20 protein-coding genes are annotated in these 14,439 nt (G+C 67.1%); 9 read left to right on the top strand and 11 right to left on the bottom strand.

Annotated elements, in window-relative coordinates; translation table 11 throughout:
- Positions 1 to 337 precede the first annotated feature (337 nt).
- From rpsQ to rpsJ, 11 genes are read right to left on the bottom strand one after another with little or no spacing between them, the layout of a single operon-like run.
- Positions 338 to 634 (bottom strand): 30S ribosomal protein S17, encoded by a 297-nt coding sequence (gene rpsQ / locus JHC79_RS02395; RefSeq protein ID WP_296388266.1) that lies wholly within the window; start codon positions 632 to 634, stop codon positions 338 to 340.
- Positions 631 to 879 carry a 50S ribosomal protein L29 gene (rpmC, locus tag JHC79_RS02390; protein WP_296388265.1) on the bottom strand — a complete coding sequence of 83 codons (249 nt, stop codon included), beginning with the start codon at positions 877 to 879 and terminating at the stop codon, positions 631 to 633. Before rpmC ends, rpsQ begins: the two co-directional genes overlap by 4 nt.
- Entirely contained in the window at positions 879 to 1,295 is a 417-nt protein-coding gene (rplP, locus tag JHC79_RS02385; RefSeq protein ID WP_188489374.1) for a 50S ribosomal protein L16, read from the bottom strand. Before rplP ends, rpmC begins: the two co-directional genes overlap by 1 nt.
- A 3-nt stretch (positions 1,296 to 1,298) precedes the next feature.
- The gene (gene rpsC / locus JHC79_RS02380; RefSeq protein WP_188489372.1) at positions 1,299 to 2,141 is read right to left on the bottom strand and encodes a 30S ribosomal protein S3; all 843 of its coding nucleotides are present in this window, start codon (positions 2,139 to 2,141) and stop codon (positions 1,299 to 1,301) included.
- The gene (gene rplV / locus JHC79_RS02375; RefSeq protein ID WP_296388264.1) at positions 2,141 to 2,584 is read right to left on the bottom strand and encodes a 50S ribosomal protein L22; all 444 of its coding nucleotides are present in this window, start codon (positions 2,582 to 2,584) and stop codon (positions 2,141 to 2,143) included. The genes rpsC and rplV overlap by 1 nt, the downstream gene beginning before the upstream one ends.
- Entirely contained in the window at positions 2,581 to 2,862 is a 282-nt protein-coding gene (gene rpsS, locus JHC79_RS02370) for a 30S ribosomal protein S19 (RefSeq protein ID WP_003940820.1), read from the bottom strand. Before rpsS ends, rplV begins: the two co-directional genes overlap by 4 nt.
- 17 nt (positions 2,863 to 2,879) lie before the next feature.
- The gene (gene rplB / locus JHC79_RS02365) at positions 2,880 to 3,716 is read right to left on the bottom strand and encodes a 50S ribosomal protein L2 (RefSeq protein WP_296388263.1); all 837 of its coding nucleotides are present in this window, start codon (positions 3,714 to 3,716) and stop codon (positions 2,880 to 2,882) included.
- Positions 3,717 to 3,756: 40 nt separating this feature from the next.
- A complete protein-coding gene (rplW, locus tag JHC79_RS02360) occupies positions 3,757 to 4,065 on the bottom strand; it encodes a 50S ribosomal protein L23 (protein ID WP_188489365.1) in 309 nt (102 codons plus the stop codon).
- Between the two features lie 2 nt (positions 4,066 to 4,067).
- Positions 4,068 to 4,748 carry a 50S ribosomal protein L4 gene (gene rplD, locus JHC79_RS02355; RefSeq protein ID WP_296388262.1) on the bottom strand — a complete coding sequence of 227 codons (681 nt, stop codon included), beginning with the start codon at positions 4,746 to 4,748 and terminating at the stop codon, positions 4,068 to 4,070.
- The gene (gene rplC, locus JHC79_RS02350) at positions 4,745 to 5,401 is read right to left on the bottom strand and encodes a 50S ribosomal protein L3 (RefSeq protein ID WP_296388261.1); all 657 of its coding nucleotides are present in this window, start codon (positions 5,399 to 5,401) and stop codon (positions 4,745 to 4,747) included. Before rplC ends, rplD begins: the two co-directional genes overlap by 4 nt.
- Before the next feature lie 25 nt (positions 5,402 to 5,426).
- Entirely contained in the window at positions 5,427 to 5,732 is a 306-nt protein-coding gene (rpsJ, locus tag JHC79_RS02345) for a 30S ribosomal protein S10 (protein WP_003938093.1), read from the bottom strand.
- A gap of 282 nt (positions 5,733 to 6,014) precedes the next feature.
- Between rpsJ and JHC79_RS02340 the strand changes: the two genes are divergently transcribed.
- The 9 genes from JHC79_RS02340 to JHC79_RS02300 all read left to right on the top strand — a co-directional run.
- Positions 6,015 to 6,284, top strand: coding sequence for a hypothetical protein (locus JHC79_RS02340; RefSeq protein WP_296388260.1), 270 nt, complete (start codon positions 6,015 to 6,017; stop codon positions 6,282 to 6,284).
- Entirely contained in the window at positions 6,281 to 7,021 is a 741-nt protein-coding gene (locus JHC79_RS02335) for a response regulator transcription factor (RefSeq protein WP_296388259.1), read from the top strand. The genes JHC79_RS02340 and JHC79_RS02335 overlap by 4 nt, the downstream gene beginning before the upstream one ends.
- Before the next feature lie 47 nt (positions 7,022 to 7,068).
- The gene (locus tag JHC79_RS02330; protein WP_296388271.1) at positions 7,069 to 8,079 is read left to right on the top strand and encodes an ATP-binding protein; all 1,011 of its coding nucleotides are present in this window, start codon (positions 7,069 to 7,071) and stop codon (positions 8,077 to 8,079) included.
- A 74-nt stretch (positions 8,080 to 8,153) separates the two neighbouring features.
- The gene (locus JHC79_RS02325; RefSeq protein ID WP_296388258.1) at positions 8,154 to 9,716 is read left to right on the top strand and encodes a DUF4153 domain-containing protein; all 1,563 of its coding nucleotides are present in this window, start codon (positions 8,154 to 8,156) and stop codon (positions 9,714 to 9,716) included.
- A gap of 32 nt (positions 9,717 to 9,748) precedes the next feature.
- On the top strand, positions 9,749 to 10,258 hold the full coding sequence (locus JHC79_RS02320) for a hotdog fold domain-containing protein (RefSeq protein WP_296388257.1): 510 nt from the start codon (positions 9,749 to 9,751) through the stop codon (positions 10,256 to 10,258).
- 83 nt (positions 10,259 to 10,341) lie between these two features.
- Positions 10,342 to 11,052: a GntR family transcriptional regulator gene (locus JHC79_RS02315; RefSeq protein WP_296388256.1), complete on the top strand. Its 711-nt coding sequence runs from the start codon at positions 10,342 to 10,344 to the stop codon at positions 11,050 to 11,052.
- A 98-nt stretch (positions 11,053 to 11,150) separates the two neighbouring features.
- Positions 11,151 to 12,707, top strand: a complete 1,557-nt coding sequence (locus JHC79_RS02310) for an NCS1 family nucleobase:cation symporter-1 (RefSeq protein WP_296388255.1) — start codon at positions 11,151 to 11,153, stop codon at positions 12,705 to 12,707.
- Positions 12,708 to 12,724: 17 nt separating this feature from the next.
- Positions 12,725 to 13,465, top strand: coding sequence for an aspartate/glutamate racemase family protein (locus JHC79_RS02305; RefSeq protein ID WP_296388254.1), 741 nt, complete (start codon positions 12,725 to 12,727; stop codon positions 13,463 to 13,465).
- A 168-nt stretch (positions 13,466 to 13,633) separates the two neighbouring features.
- The coding region (locus JHC79_RS02300) for an alpha/beta fold hydrolase (RefSeq protein WP_296388253.1) at positions 13,634 to 14,439 on the top strand (806 nt) is incomplete at its 3' end.

Genomic DNA, 14,439 nt, shown 5'->3' with positions numbered 1-14,439 from the left:
GATCTGATCACCGATTCTCCCGACCCATAGATCTCGGCCCGCTTGAGTTTCGTTGCACACCCCCCCGAGCGGGCAACCGGACCGACGCCGTAAGCATAGCGACCCAGGCTGTGAATACCTCCAACATTCGGACGTTCGGACGACCCGATCCGATGCGTTCTCCGTCGACCGAACACAGTCGTTCACCTGGCGAATCATGTTGCGTCACACGCGTAACACGAGATGGGACCACACCCACCCGTATTCACATGGAATTGGTAGGAAACACAAAGACCCGCCACCGCGAACGGTGACGGGTCGTTGTGCTCTGCGTGATCTGTTCACGCAGCGGTGTCGGCTACTTGGCCTTCTCGAGGACCTCGACCAGACGCCAGCGCTTGGTGGCGCTCAGCGGGCGGGTCTCCATCAGGCGAACGCGGTCGCCGATGCCGGCGGTCTCGTTCTCGTCATGCGCCTTCACCTTCGAGGTGGTGCGGATGATCTTGCCGTAGAGGGGATGCTTCACGCGGTCCTCGAGCTCGACCACGATCGTCTTCTGCATCTTGTCGCTCACGACATAGCCCACGCGGACCTTGCGCTGCGCGCGCTCCGTGGTGGCGGGTTGTGTCACGTTCACGTCCTTCTCGTCGCTCATGCGTCGTCACCGACCTTCGCATCAGCATCGGGGCCGGCCGAGAGTCCGAGTTCACGCTCACGCAGCACGGTGTAGACGCGTGCGATCTCGCGACGGACCAACCGCAGCCGGCGGTTGTTGTCGAGCTGTCCGGTTGCCATCTGGAAGCGCAGGTTGAACAGCTCTTCCTTCGACTCGCGGAGACGCTCGAGGAGTTCTTCGTCGTTGAGCTCACGGAGCTCGGCGGCAACAATTCCCAGTGCCATCAGAACGTCTCCTCTCGCGTCACGATGCGGGTCTTGATGGGCAGCTTGTGCTGCGCGCGGCGCAGGGCCTCGCGAGCGGTGTGCTCATCGGGGTAGCTCATCTCGAACAGCACGCGACCCGGCTTGACCGGGGCGACCCACCACTCGGGCGAACCCTTACCGGAACCCATGCGGGTCTCGGCGGGCTTCTTGGTCAGCGGGCGGTCCGGGAAGATGTTGATCCACACCTTGCCGCCACGCTTGATGTGCCGGTTGATGGCGATACGAGCGGACTCGATCTGCCGGTTGGTGATGTAGGCACTCTCCAGAGCCTGGATGCCGAAATCACCGAACGTCACCTTGGTGCCGCCCTTGGCCTGCCCCTTGAGACTGGGGTGGTGCTGCTTGCGGTGCTTGACCCGGCGAGGGATCAGCATGGGTCAGCCCTCCTGATTCGCGGTGGGGGTCGCACCCGCGTCGACCGTGGCCGGAGCCTCGGTGACCGGTGCGGCGGAAGCGGTCTCGGCCGCGGCGCGGCCCGCATCGGTGCTCGTCGCGGTGGTTCCCGAGGAACCACTACGGCGCGGACGCTGCGGACGCTCACGACGCGGGCGATCGCCGGCCGGAGCCGCGACGGCGGTGAGCTCACGCTTGCCGCCGACGATGTCGCCCTTGTAGATCCAGACCTTCACGCCGATGCGACCGAAGGTGGTCTTCGCCTCGTAGAGGCCGTAGTCGATGTCGGCGCGCAGCGTGTGCAGCGGCACCCGACCCTCGCGGTAGAACTCGCTACGGCTCATCTCGGCGCCGCCCAGACGACCCGAGCACTGCACCCGGATCCCCTTGACGTTCGGCTGACGCATGGCCGACTGGATGGCCTTGCGCATCGCACGACGGAAGGCGACACGGTTCGAGAGCTGCTCGGCGACACCCTGTGCCACGAGCTGAGCCTCGGACTCGGCGTTCTTGACCTCGAGGATGTTGAGCTGCACCTGCTTGCCGGTCAGCTTCTCCAGCTCGCCACGGATGCGATCGGCCTCGGCGCCGCGGCGACCGATGACGATGCCCGGACGGGCGGTGTGGATGTCGACGCGAACCCGGTCACGGGTGCGCTCGATCTCCACCTTGGCGATGCCGGCCCGCTCGAGGCCGGTGGCCAGGAGCTTACGGATGGCGACATCCTCTTTCACGTAGTCCGCGTACTGCTTGTCGGCGTACCACCGCGACTTCCAGTCGGTGGTGATACCCAGACGGAAGCCGTGCGGGTTGATCTTCTGGCCCACTACTGAGCTCCCTTGCTGGCTTGTGCCGACTTCTTGGGCGTACGCGACCGCTTGGAGGCGGTGCCCGTGCGCGAGTCGGTGATGCTTTCCACCACGACCGTGATGTGGCTGGTGCGCTTACGGATCCGGAACGCGCGGCCCTGGGCCCGCGGACGGAAACGCTTCATCGTCGGGCCCTCGTCGGCGAACGCCTGCGAGACGACCAGCGTGCGCCGGTCGAGTCCCAGGTTGTTCTCCGCGTTGGCCGCCGCGCTGGCGACGACCTTGGCAACCGGCTCGCTCGCGGCCTGAGGCGCGAACAGCAGGATGTCGAGGGCCTCGTCCACGCTCTTACCGCGGACCAGGTCGATCACACGACGGGCCTTCATGGGCGTGACGCGAACGAACTTCGCGGTGGCCTTGGCCGTCGGGTTCAGAGTCTCTGCACTCTTGGCTGCGCTCATCGCCGCTTCGCCTTCCGGTCGTCCTTGATGTGTCCCTTGAAGGTGCGCGTCGGCGCGAACTCACCGAGCTTGTGTCCGACCATCGAGTCCGAGACGAACACCGGCACGTGCTTGCGTCCGTCGTGGACGGCGAACGTGTGCCCGATGAAGTCCGGGATGATGGTCGAGCGACGCGACCAGGTCTTGATGACCTGCTTGGTGCCCTTCTCGTTCTGGACGTCCACCTTCGCAAGGAGGTGGTCGTCGACGAACGGGCCTTTCTTCAGACTGCGTGGCATCTGCTACTCCCTCCTGCTTATCGCTTGTTCTTGCCGGTGCGCCGGCGGCGGACGATCAGCTGATCGCTGGACTTGTTCTTGCGGGTGCGGCCTTCCGGCTGTCCCCACGGGCTGACCGGGTGGCGACCACCGGAGGTCTTGCCCTCGCCACCACCGTGCGGGTGGTCGACCGGGTTCATCACGACACCACGGACGGTCGGGCGCTTGCCCTTCCACCGCATGCGGCCGGCCTTGCCCCAGTTGATGTTGCTCTGCTCGGCGTTGCCGACCTCGCCGACGGTGGCGCGGCAGCGCACGTCGACGCGACGGATCTCACCGGACGGCATACGCAGGGTGGCGTAGGCGCCTTCCTTGCCCAGCAACTGGATCGAGGCGCCGGCACTGCGTGCCATCTTCGCCCCGCCGCCCGGACGCAGCTCCACGGCGTGGATCTGGGTACCGGTCGGGATGTTGCGCATCGGCAGGTTGTTGCCCGGCTTGATGTCGGCGGTCGCGCCCGACTCCACCACGTCGCCCTGGTTCAGGCCCTTCGGCGCGATGATGTAGCGCTTCTCGCCGTCGACGTAGTGCAGCAGCGCGATGCGCGCGGTGCGGTTGGGGTCGTACTCGATGTGAGCGACCTTGGCGTTGATGCCGTCCTTGTCGTTGCGACGGAAGTCGATCAACCGGTAGGCACGCTTGTGGCCGCCACCCTTGTGACGAGTGGTGATGCGGCCGTGTGCGTTACGACCACCCCGACCGTGCAGCGGGCGGACGAGCGACTTCTCCGGGTGGTCACGGGTGACCTCGGCGAAGTCGGCGCCACTGGCGCCGCGGCGGCCCGGTGTCGTCGGCTTGTACTTACGAATAGCCATGAGTCTTCTTGTCCTCTACTTCTTCTCGATCCGCCCGGCGTCAGCCGACCGGACCTCCGAAGATCTCGATGGGCTTGCTGTCAGGGCTGAGGGTGACGATGGCGCGCTTGGTGTCCTTGCGCTTTCCGTACCCGGCGCGGGTGCGCTTGCGCTTGCCCTTGCGGTTGGCCGTGTTCACGCTCTCGACCGTGACATCGAAGATCTTCTCGATCGCGATCTTGATCTGCGTCTTGTTCGACTCCGGGTGCACGAAGAACGTGTACACGTTGTCCTCGATGAGTCCGTAGGACTTCTCCGAGATCACCGGGGCGAGGATGATGTCGCGCGGATCTGCCTGGATGACAGTCATTCTCAGGCCTCCTTCTCGTCGGTCTTCAGCGCCCGGGAGACGAACGCGTTGAGGGCCTCGACGCTGAACACGACCTCGTCGGAATCGAGCACGTCGTAGGTGTTGAGCTGATCGGGAGTGATCGGCAGGACGTACTCCAGGTTCGCGACGCTCTTCCACGCGGCGACGTCTTCGCGACCGACGACGACGAGGAACTTGCGACGGTCCGAGAGGGCCTCCAGGAAGGCGCGAGCCGCCTTGGTGGACGGGGTCTGCCCGGCCACCAGTTCGGTGATCACGTGGATGCGCTCGTTGCGGGCGCGGTCCGAGAGGGCTCCGCGCAGGGCGGCGGCCTTCATCTTCTTGGGGGTCCGCTGGCTGTAGTCACGCGGCTTCGGGCCGTGCACGACGCCACCACCGGTGAACTGCGGAGCACGGGTCGAGCCCTGACGGGCGCGGCCGGTTCCCTTCTGGCGGTACGGCTTGGCGCCGCCACCGCTGACCTCGGCGCGGGTCTTGGCCGAGTGGGTACCCTGCCGAGCCGCGGCCTGCTGTGCGATGACGACCTGGTGCATCAGCGCAATGTTGGCGGGCGCGTCGAAGAGCTCGGCGGGCAGCTCGACGGTGCCGTCGGTCTTCCCGTCCGCGGTCTTGACGTCCAGCGTCAACTTCGTGGCTTCGGTCTTCGAGGTGTCGACGCTCATGCGCTCACACCGCCTTTCACTGCATCGCGGACGATCACGATGCCGCCCTTGCGACCCGGGATCGCTCCCTTGATCAGCAGCAGGCCGGCCTCGGCGTCCACCTTGTGCACGGTCAGGTTCTGGGTGGTGACGCGGTCGTTACCCATACGTCCGGCCATCCGCATGCCCTTGAACACGCGACCCGGGGTGGCACAGCCACCGATGGATCCCGGCGCACGGTGCACGCGGTGCACGCCGTGGCTGGCGCCCAGGCCCTTGAAGCCGTGGCGCTTCATGACGCCCGCGAACCCCTTGCCCTTGGAGGTGCCGGTCACGTCGACGAAGGAACCGTCGGCGAAGATCTCGGCGGTCAGCTCCTGGCCCACGGAGTACTCGGAGATGTCGTTCACGCGGATCTCGGCCAGGTGACGACGCGGCGTGACGCCGGCCTTCGAGTACTGGCCGGTGACCGGCTTGGTCACCTTGCGGGGATCGATCGCACCGTAGGCGAGCTGGACGGCGGTGTAGCCGTCGGTCTCCTGCGTACGGATCTGAGTGATCACATTCGGTCCGGCCTTCACGACGGTCACCGGGACAACCCGGTTGTTCTCGTCGAAGACCTGGGTCATCCCGAGCTTCGTGCCCAGGATTCCCTTCACGTTCTTCTGAGTCATATCTGCTTTCCGTCCCTATCCGCGTCTACTGGATGTTGACGTCGACGCTGGCCGGCAGGTCGATGCGCATGAGCGCGTCCACCGTCTTCGGCGTGGGGTCGAGGATGTCGATCAATCGCTTGTGCGTCCGCATCTCGAAGTGCTCACGAGAATCCTTGTACTTGTGCGGTGAACGAATCACGCAGTACACGTTCTTCTCGGTGGGCAGCGGCACCGGGCCGACCACACGTGCCCCGGTACGGGTCACGGTCTCCACGATCTTGCGCGCCGAAGCGTCGATCGCCTCATGGTCATAGGCCTTGAGCCTGATGCGGATCTTTTGTCCCGCCACGCTGTGTCCTCTTCCGTCGGTAACTAGTCGGCAGACGCGCCGCGATCACGCGGCTCACAGATGACCACTGCTCCTCATGAGACGGTGATCGACGCTGTTCATCTGTCGTTGTGCATTCGCCCGCATGACGCGGGCCGGTCGTGCTGACCTCAGATGTCGGATTCCTCCGACACCCGAGGTCGGGCGTGTCGGGCGGCTTGGACATATCTCTGCAGACACATCCGAGCTCCGCCGAACATCGGTAGATCTTGGCTGCGATCCCTGATCAGGGGGATCGAGGTCGTGCTGGTCGTGCTGGTCGATCGCTGTGACGGTTACCGGGCCAGTTCGTCTCCGCTTGACCCGCCGTGGCGATCGCACCTGATCGAGGCCGCGAAAATCCGCGTTCCCGATCAAGGCAACCCGAACAGTATGCAACAGATCGACGGCGAGGCCAAATTGCGTCGACACCGGCCGACGACCGGCCGCCACCTGGGCGGCGACCACCTTCACAGACTCTTCACACCATCTCGGCAGCGCACCGACAAACGGACACTACCGTCGCTGCCATGACCGCACATCCGTCCGCGACGCCCGGGTCCTCGTCGTCAACGCTGCCCTCGGTGTTGGTGGTCGACGACGAACCACTCATCCGCGAGTCCATCGCCGAGAGGTTCCGGGCCGAGGGCTTCGACGTGATCACGGCCGACACCGGGCCGGCCGCGGTCGCCACCCATGCCGAGGTCGGCTGCGACGTGGTCATCCTCGATCTGATGCTGCCGGGGATGGACGGCCTCGAGGTGTGCAGACGTATCCAGGCGCACTCCCCGACCCCGGTACTGATGCTGACCGCCCGGTCCGGCGAGACCGACCTGGTCATCGGACTGGGGGTCGGTGCCGACGACTACCTGTCGAAGCCGTTCTCGATGCGCGAGCTGGTCGCGCGCACCCGCGCGCTGATCCGACGGGCCGAACGGTACGGAACGGCCGATGCCGATCCACCCGCGTCGGGCCCGGACGTGCAGATGCTTGGCGACCTGCACATCGACCACTCCGGACGCCGGGTGGTGGTCGACGGCGAGTCGGTGCACCTGACCCGCACCGAGTTCGACCTGTTGGTGTCGCTGGCCCGCCACCCGGGTGCGGTGCTCAGTCGCGGACAGCTGCTCGAGACGGTGTGGCAGTGGCCGGGCGCCGGCGAGACCAGGACGGTCGACTCCCACGTGCGGTCCCTGCGGCGCAAGGTCGGCCACGGCCGGATCCGCACGGTGCACGGTGTCGGGTACGCGCTGGAGAGTGAGCAGCGGTGAGCGTCCGCGAACGGGTCGCGCACACATCCGTGGGCCCGGCTCGGCGACTGCACTTCCCGCGTCCACTCGACGCCGTCGCGTCGTTCAAGTTCAAGACCGCCGTGGTGGTGGGAGGCGCGCTGCTCACCTCGAGTGTGTCGTTCTGGGTCACCCAGCAGCTCGCGTTCCGGTACGCCCTGCTCGTCGCGCTGGTGGTGGCCCTCGTCGTCACGTGGGTGCTCGCGCACGGCATGACCTCGCCGCTGCGCGAGATGACCGGGGCGGTCCGTCGGATGTCCGGCGGCGACTACACCACCCGGGTGCGCGCCACGTCGAAGGACGAGATCGGCACGCTCGCCACGGCCTTCAACCAGATGGCCGAGGACCTGGCCCACGAGGACAGGTACCGACGCGAGGTCGTCGGCAACGTGGCCCACGAACTACGGACCCCGGTCGCGGCCCTGCACGCGGTACTGGAGAACCTCGTCGACGGGGTGCGCACCCCCGATCAGGACACCTTGGAGTCGGCGCTGACACAGACCGACCGCCTCGGCCGGCTGATCACCGACCTGCTCGACCTGTCCCGGGTGGAGGGCGGCGCCGTGCGACTCGACCACGACCCGATCGAGGTGCAGCGTTTCGCGGCCGATGCGGTGGCGCAGTGCCGGGTGCGACTGCACCAGCACACCGGGCGGGCCACCGACGTCGGATTCTCGATCGCCATCCCGGCCGCGCTGGTGGTCGAGGCCGACGAGGACCGCCTCCATCAGGTGTTGGCCAACCTCCTCGACAACGCGGCCCGACACTCACCACCGGGCGGCGTGATCGCTGTCCTCGGCCACGCCGACGGCGACTCCGTCGTCCTCGAGGTGGCTGACCAGGGCCCCGGCGTGGAACCCGCGGAGCGCCACCGCATCTTCGAACGTTTCACCCGGGGCGGTTCGCACGACGGCGGGACCGGCCTGGGCCTGGCCATCGCCCAGTGGGTCGTGCACCTGCACCGCGGCGAGATCGCCGTTGTCGACGACCCGGAGGGCTGCCGGATCCGGATCCGGTTGCCCGCGACCGCCACTCACTGACCCGACCTGCACCCACCCGCGCCGATCGGCGCGTTCGGACCGAGTTCACCCGCACGACGAGAGGCGATACCCCCATGCCCGAAACACCCTCCTGGCCCGGCATCCCCATCCCGGGGACGGTCTACCCGAACCCTCCCGAGCCGGCGCTGCCTCCCCTCCCGCCGTTGCCGCCGCGGCCGCCGATGTGGGACCTGGCGTCGGACATGCCGCGTGTCGCCCCCGGCCGGGTGTTCGCCGCGGTCGCCGTCGCGGCCGTCGCCGCGGCACTGCTGCTCCCCGACGATCTGTCGGGCATCGGCATCGTGCTGACCGGCATCACCGTTCTCGTCGCGGTGTACGTGGGGTCGTCCGAACGACCGGGGCGGGGGCAACTCCTCACGGCCACAGGCATCGTGGCGCTCCTGGCCGTGCCCGGGTGGCGCAGCGCCGAATGGCTGACCGTCTGGTACGTCCTGCTCGCCGTCGCCGCCACCGGGGTACTGCTCGTGGGCGGACGAACCCTGCGCGACATGGCATTCGCGATGGTTGCGCCGATCCTGGTGTCGCTACGCACGTCGGCGTGGATGACGCGCGGCGCCGCGGTGGCCTACGCGGGCTCGAAGGTGGGCAACCCCCGGGCGGTGCTCGGGGTGGGTGCGGTCACCGTGGCGCTCGTGGGAGTGTTCGGCGCGTTGTTCGCCGGCGCCGACGCCGTGTTCGCGACACTGCTCTCCGCACTCACCCCCGACGTCGACGACCCCACCGTCACCGCGAACGTCGTGCTGGGCATCGTGGTCGGCCTCGGCACGGCGTTGGGCTGTTACCTCCGGTACGCGCGGCCGCGTCTGATCGATCGCGAGCGGGCGATCGCACGTGACACCTGGACCTGGGCGGTGCCCACCGGCACCGTGCTCGCGTTGTTCGTGGCGTTCCTCGGTACGCAGGCCGGCGCCATGATCGGTGGGCGCGATTACGTCCAGCGCACCGCGAACCTGACCTCCGCGGAGTACGCACGCTCGGGCTTCTGGCAGCTGTTCGCCGTCACCGCGTTGACGATCCTGGTGGTGTCGGTGGCCTGGCACCGCGCCGACCGCACCACCGCGCGCGCTCGGATCCTGGTCCGGGGCATCCTCGGCGGACTGTGTCTCGCGACGCTGCTCGTGGTGGCGTCCGCACTGCACCGGATGTATCTCTACATCGACGCCTACGGCGCGACCCGGCTGCGGATCAGTGTGATGGCGGTCGAACTGTGTCTCGGCGCAGTCGTCCTCGCCCTGGTGGTCGCCGGCGGCGGACTCGGTACCCGACACCTCGCCCGCGCCATCGGCGGACTGATCATCGGATCGGCACTGGCGTTCGCCGTCTCCGACCCGGATGCTCAGATCGCCCGCATCAACGTCGATCGGTACGAGGCCTCGACGGCCCGCGACACGGCACCCCGGATCGACACCACATATCTGTCCGGGCTCTCCCCGGACGCGACCGGACAGCTGCTCCGACTCCCTGAGGAGTTGCGGCCGTGCGTGCTCCGGCTCATCGCCGAGACCGCACGGGAGGAGCGCGGGTGGACCGGCTTCACCATCGGCCGCGCACAGGCGCGCGACGACCTGCGCGACGTCGAACTCCCGACCGCAGGCATCGGCGGCGCATGTCCGTAGCGAGAACCTACCGACGAGTAAGGTCGTGACCCATGACGGACGAGATCACCACCCTGCCCACCGACACCGAGTCGGTCACCCCGACGTACGCCCTGTGGCGTCGCCTGCCCCAGAACGCGCTCGGCGCGGCTCTGTTCTCGGTCGGCATGGTGGCCCGGGTCCCCTACTTCGGGACCATCCTGCCGTCGGTGAAGGAACTGCGACCCGGATACTGCGAGGTCACGGCACCGAAGTGGTTCGGTGTGCACAACCACATCGGCACCTTCCACGCGATCGCGGCCTGCAACCTCGCCGAGACCGCGATGGGGATGCTGATGGAGGCATCGACACCCACCGCGCTGCGCTGGCTGCCCAAGGGCATGACGTCGCAGTACCTCGCCAAGGCGACCACCGGCCTGCGCTCCGTGGCCACCCTGGCCGATCCCATCGACGCGATCACGATCGGTGACGGCGCCGAGGTCGTGGTCGACATCGCGATCACCGACAAGACCGGTCTCGAGGTCGTCCACTGCGCGATCACCTGCTGGGTGACGCCGAAGTAGCGTCCCCCCGGCCGAACCCGAGACCGCCCCGCGCGCGGGTGCGAAAGCTGCGACAATTCTCGCCGAGGGAAGGGGGTTCGGCGATGCCGGGTAAGGGCAGGAACGCAGGGCTGCTGTCGGCCCTGTCGGCGATCCCCACCGGCCCGTCCCAGGCCAGTGTGCTCGACGGGCTTCGCCGGGTCATCCTCGACGGGGGCGCGATTCCCGGTTCGGCCATCCCCGTCGGCGAGATCGCGGCGCTCTTCGGGGTCAGCCCCATCCCGGTGCGCGAGGCGCTCAAGACACTCGTCGGCGAAGGACTGGTCGGCCATCAGACCAACAACGGGTACTTCGTAGCGCAGCTCACCGTCGCCGAACTGCGCGAGATCTACTTCGTACGAGGGATTCTCGAGCAGGCCGCGCTGACCCGGGCCGTCGAGCTCGCCACGCCCGACGATCTGACGGCCGCGCGTGAGGCCCACCGGGCCCTGTACGCCGCCACCCAGGCCGGCGATCTCCGTGAGTACCACCATCAGTCACGTCGGTTCCACCAGGCGCTGATCGAGCCCTGCGGCATGCACCGGCTGGTCCACATGTTCGAGGCGACGTGGAACATCACCGAACCGTTCCAACTCATGCGGGCCGCGACACCTCAGATGCAGGCGCGTCTGCACGCCGACCACGAGTCGATGATCGACGCCGTCGCCGCCCGCGACGCGGACGCACTCATCACGACCGCACGCGAGCACCACTCCCGGTTGGAGACGATGATCATCGACACCGCAGCACAATTGAACGTCGCGGACGAATCCTGAGCACCTGAGTCCGCCGAGCAGCGAGAATATACTTTCGCGGTAACGCAGCAGAAATAACCCGGTCCTAGCCTAGGCTCACTCGAACACCAGGAGAGCCCATGACCGAAACGATCACCACCGGCGATGCCGTCGCGGAACCGACCCACGCGAGCGCGGCCGGGGAGAGCGTCATCAAGCTCGGCTATCACCAGGACCTGACCAACTCCGACCTCGCGCCGCTGAAGAAGCAGAGCTGGACGTCGTACAACATCTTCGCGTTCTGGATGTCCGACGTGCACAGTGTCGGCGGCTACGTGTTCGCGGGAAGCCTTTTCGCACTCGGCATCTCGGCCTGGCAGGTGCTCATCGCGCTGCTGGTCGGCATCTTCATGGTCTATTTCCTGTGCAACCTCGTCGCACGTCCGTCGCAGCAGGCCGGTGTCCCCTACCCGGTGACGACACGGGTGGCGTTCGGCGTCCGCGGTGCCAATCTCCCCGCCATCCTGCGCGGCCTGATCGCGGTCGCCTGGTACGGGATCCAGACCTATCTCGCATCCGTCGCGTTCGGTCTGTTGGCGATCAAGTTCTGGCCCTCGATCGCGAAGTTCGACTCCGTGGACGACTACGGGTTCCTCGGACTGTCACTGCTCGGATGGGGCGGCTTCATCCTCATGTGGGTGCTGCAGGCCATCGTGTTCTGGAACGGCATGGAGACCATCCGCAAGTTCATCGACTTCTGCGGTCCGGCGGTCTATGTCGTCATGGTCGTCCTCGCCGGGTACCTGATCTACAAGGCCGGCTGGAGCAACGTCCACTTCGACCTGTCGGCCGGTCCGAACAAGACCGGATGGGCGTCGTTCACCGCACTGCTGAGCGCCATCGCCCTGGTCGTGTCGTACTTCTCGGGGCCGATGCTGAACTTCGGCGACTTCTCCCGCTACGGCAAGTCGTTCTCCGCGGTGAAGAAGGGCAACTTCCTCGGCCTGCCGGTGAACTTCCTGTTCTTCTCGATCCTGGTGGTGTGCACGGTCTCCGCGGGCGCCACGGTGATCGGACGAGACGCCGACGGCAACATCATCACCGACCCGGTGCACATCGTCGATCGCATCGACAACACCACTGCGGCGGTCCTGGGTGTGCTCACCTTCGCCATCGCGACCATCGGTATCAACATCGTCGCCAACTTCGTCTCCCCCGCGTTCGACTTCTCCAACGTCGCCCCGACGAAGATCACGTGGCGCATGGGCGGCATGATCGCCGCTGTCGGATCGGTGCTGATCACCCCGTGGAACCTCTTCAACAACCCGTCGGCGATCCACTACACACTCGACACCCTCGGCGCGGTGATCGGGCCGCTGTTCGGTGTGCTCATCGCGGACTTCTACCTCGTCAAGAAGAAGAAGATCGTCATCGACGACCTGTTCAGCATGTCGCCGACCGCGACGTACTGGTTCCGCAAGGGCGTCAACCCGGTCGCCGTGATCGCCACCGTCGTCGCCGCGATCGCGGGAATCCTGATCGTCGTCGAGGGCACCACCTACATGGCCAGCTACACCTGGTTCGTCGGAGCCGGTCTCGGGTTCGCGATCTACTGGCTGGGCATGCGGTTCCTGCCACCGACGTTCATCTACGAGAACCCACCCACCGTCGAGGCGACCGAGAAGGTCGTCGCCTGACACGACAGACTGGCGTCATGCGTATCTGCATCATCAACCCGAACACCACCTCCGCCATGACCGATCTCATGGCGGAGGTGGCACGTTCGGCGGCCGGCCCCGACACCGACATCGTCGCGATCACGTCGTCGATGGGACCCGCCTCGATCGAGAGCCACTACGACGAGGCGATGTCGGTCCCCGGACTGCTGGCCGCGATCATCGCCGACCGGGCCTCGGCGCAGCCGTCGGACGCCTACCTCATCGCCTGTTTCGGCGACCCCGGCCTCGACGCGGCGCGCGAGATCGCCGGCGCCCCGGTTCTCGGTATCGCCCAGGCGGCGATGCATCTCGCGGCGCTCTCCGGCGGCGGGTTCTCGGTCGTGACCACGCTGGGGCGCACCATCGGACGCGCCGAAGAGCTGACCCACCGCTACGGGGTCGCCGGCCTCTGCCGCGGACTGCACGCGTGCGAGATCCCGGTGCTCGAACTCGAGTCGAACCCGGACACCGAGGTCATCCTCACCGACGCCTGCGCACGGGCGCTCACCGGCGACGGCTCGGAGTCGGTGGTGCTCGGCTGCGGCGGGATGGCCGACCTGGCCGCCCGTATCTCCGACAAGATCGGCGCCCCGGTCATCGACGGCGTCGCCGCCGGGGTCCGCCTGCTCCAGGCGCTCGTCCCGGTCGGCGGTTTCCCCGGTCCCGCCAGCGGAGAGTTCTCCCGCCCCCCGGCCAAGGAATACTCCGGTCTGCTCTCGGACTTCCGCCTCCACTGAGGCGAGCCTGCATCCCGGACCGGGCCGGTCGGCGATCGCATCGGCTCGGTATCCGGTCTGCATCTGTTCGATAACCACCTGCGTGTGTCCGGTTGTGGTCATTCGTCACAACGCTCGTCCGTGCGTACGCTCGCATACAACCGGGGATCCTGCGAGCTGGAGGTATAGATGCGAGTGCGTAGTCCCTGGGTGAGGTCGATCGGGGCCGGATTGGTCCTTGCGATCGCGTCGTGGATCGCTTTCTCCTGGACCGCGAACGCCGCGCCCGCAACGCCTGGCGACACCGCCGATCCCTCCCCCGCCGGAGCCAACGACTGGAAGTGCACACCGAGCGCCGAGCACCCGCGACCGGTCGTCCTCGTCCACGGCACGTGGGCCGGGATGAGCGACACCTGGAAGGTGCTCTCGCCTGCCCTCAAGGAGGCCGGTTACTGCGTGTTCGCACTCGATTACGGCAAACGTGCCCCCGGCAGCCTGCAGAATCTGTTCAACATGGTCGGCGGCGACACCATCTCCAGTTCGGCCAAGACACTCGCCACGTTCGTCAACCGAGTTCGTCGGGAGACCGGCGCGTCCCAGGTCGACATCGTCGGTCACTCGCAGGGCGCCCTGGTGGCGCGGCAGTACCTGAAGTTCAGTGGCGGCACCAATGCGAAGAACCCGGCCGCGAACGCGGTCCGGACCATGGTCAGCCTGTCGGGCACCAACCACGGCACGACGTTCAACTTCAACCAGATGATCGGCGCGATCGGACAGTTGATCGGCATCCCGGTCGTGACCCTCGCAGCCACCACGGTCGGTCCGTCCTACGTCGAGCAGATGGTCGGATCACCGTTCCTGGCGCGTCTGAACGCGGGCGGCGACACGCGACCGGGAGTCCGCTACGTGGCGGTCGGGACCCGCAACGACAACATCGTCACCCCACCCGAGCGCACCTTCCTCACCGCCGGACCCGGAGCGACCGTCCGCAACGT

The organism is Williamsia sp., assembly GCF_016462415.1.
In the GTDB taxonomy this organism is placed as follows: Bacteria; Actinomycetota; Actinomycetes; order Mycobacteriales; family Mycobacteriaceae; genus Williamsia_A.
This window is presented reverse-complemented; position numbering and strand designations above follow the sequence as displayed.

What these genes read in the sequence shown, in the direction of transcription:
- rpsQ (WP_296388266.1), bottom strand. Translation starts at nt 634, where the DNA reads ATGAGCGACGAGAAGGACGTGAACGTGACACAACCCGCCACCACGGAG.
- rpmC (WP_296388265.1), bottom strand. Translation starts at nt 879, where the DNA reads ATGGCACTGGGAATTGTTGCCGCCGAGCTCCGTGAGCTCAACGACGAA.
- rplP (WP_188489374.1), bottom strand. Translation starts at nt 1,295, where the DNA reads ATGCTGATCCCTCGCCGGGTCAAGCACCGCAAGCAGCACCACCCCAGT.
- rplV (WP_296388264.1), bottom strand. Translation starts at nt 2,584, where the DNA reads ATGAGCGCAGCCAAGAGTGCAGAGACTCTGAACCCGACGGCCAAGGCC.
- rpsS (WP_003940820.1), bottom strand. Translation starts at nt 2,862, where the DNA reads ATGCCACGCAGTCTGAAGAAAGGCCCGTTCGTCGACGACCACCTCCTT.
- rplB (WP_296388263.1), bottom strand. Translation starts at nt 3,716, where the DNA reads ATGGCTATTCGTAAGTACAAGCCGACGACACCGGGCCGCCGCGGCGCC.
- rplW (WP_188489365.1), bottom strand. Translation starts at nt 4,065, where the DNA reads ATGACTGTCATCCAGGCAGATCCGCGCGACATCATCCTCGCCCCGGTG.
- rplD (WP_296388262.1), bottom strand. Translation starts at nt 4,748, where the DNA reads ATGAGCGTCGACACCTCGAAGACCGAAGCCACGAAGTTGACGCTGGAC.
- rplC (WP_296388261.1), bottom strand. Translation starts at nt 5,401, where the DNA reads ATGACTCAGAAGAACGTGAAGGGAATCCTGGGCACGAAGCTCGGGATG.
- JHC79_RS02335 (WP_296388259.1), top strand. Translation starts at nt 6,281, where the DNA reads ATGACCGCACATCCGTCCGCGACGCCCGGGTCCTCGTCGTCAACGCTG.
- JHC79_RS02325 (WP_296388258.1), top strand. Translation starts at nt 8,154, where the DNA reads ATGCCCGAAACACCCTCCTGGCCCGGCATCCCCATCCCGGGGACGGTC.
- JHC79_RS02320 (WP_296388257.1), top strand. Translation starts at nt 9,749, where the DNA reads ATGACGGACGAGATCACCACCCTGCCCACCGACACCGAGTCGGTCACC.
- JHC79_RS02315 (WP_296388256.1), top strand. Translation starts at nt 10,342, where the DNA reads ATGCCGGGTAAGGGCAGGAACGCAGGGCTGCTGTCGGCCCTGTCGGCG.
- JHC79_RS02310 (WP_296388255.1), top strand. Translation starts at nt 11,151, where the DNA reads ATGACCGAAACGATCACCACCGGCGATGCCGTCGCGGAACCGACCCAC.
- JHC79_RS02305 (WP_296388254.1), top strand. Translation starts at nt 12,725, where the DNA reads ATGCGTATCTGCATCATCAACCCGAACACCACCTCCGCCATGACCGAT.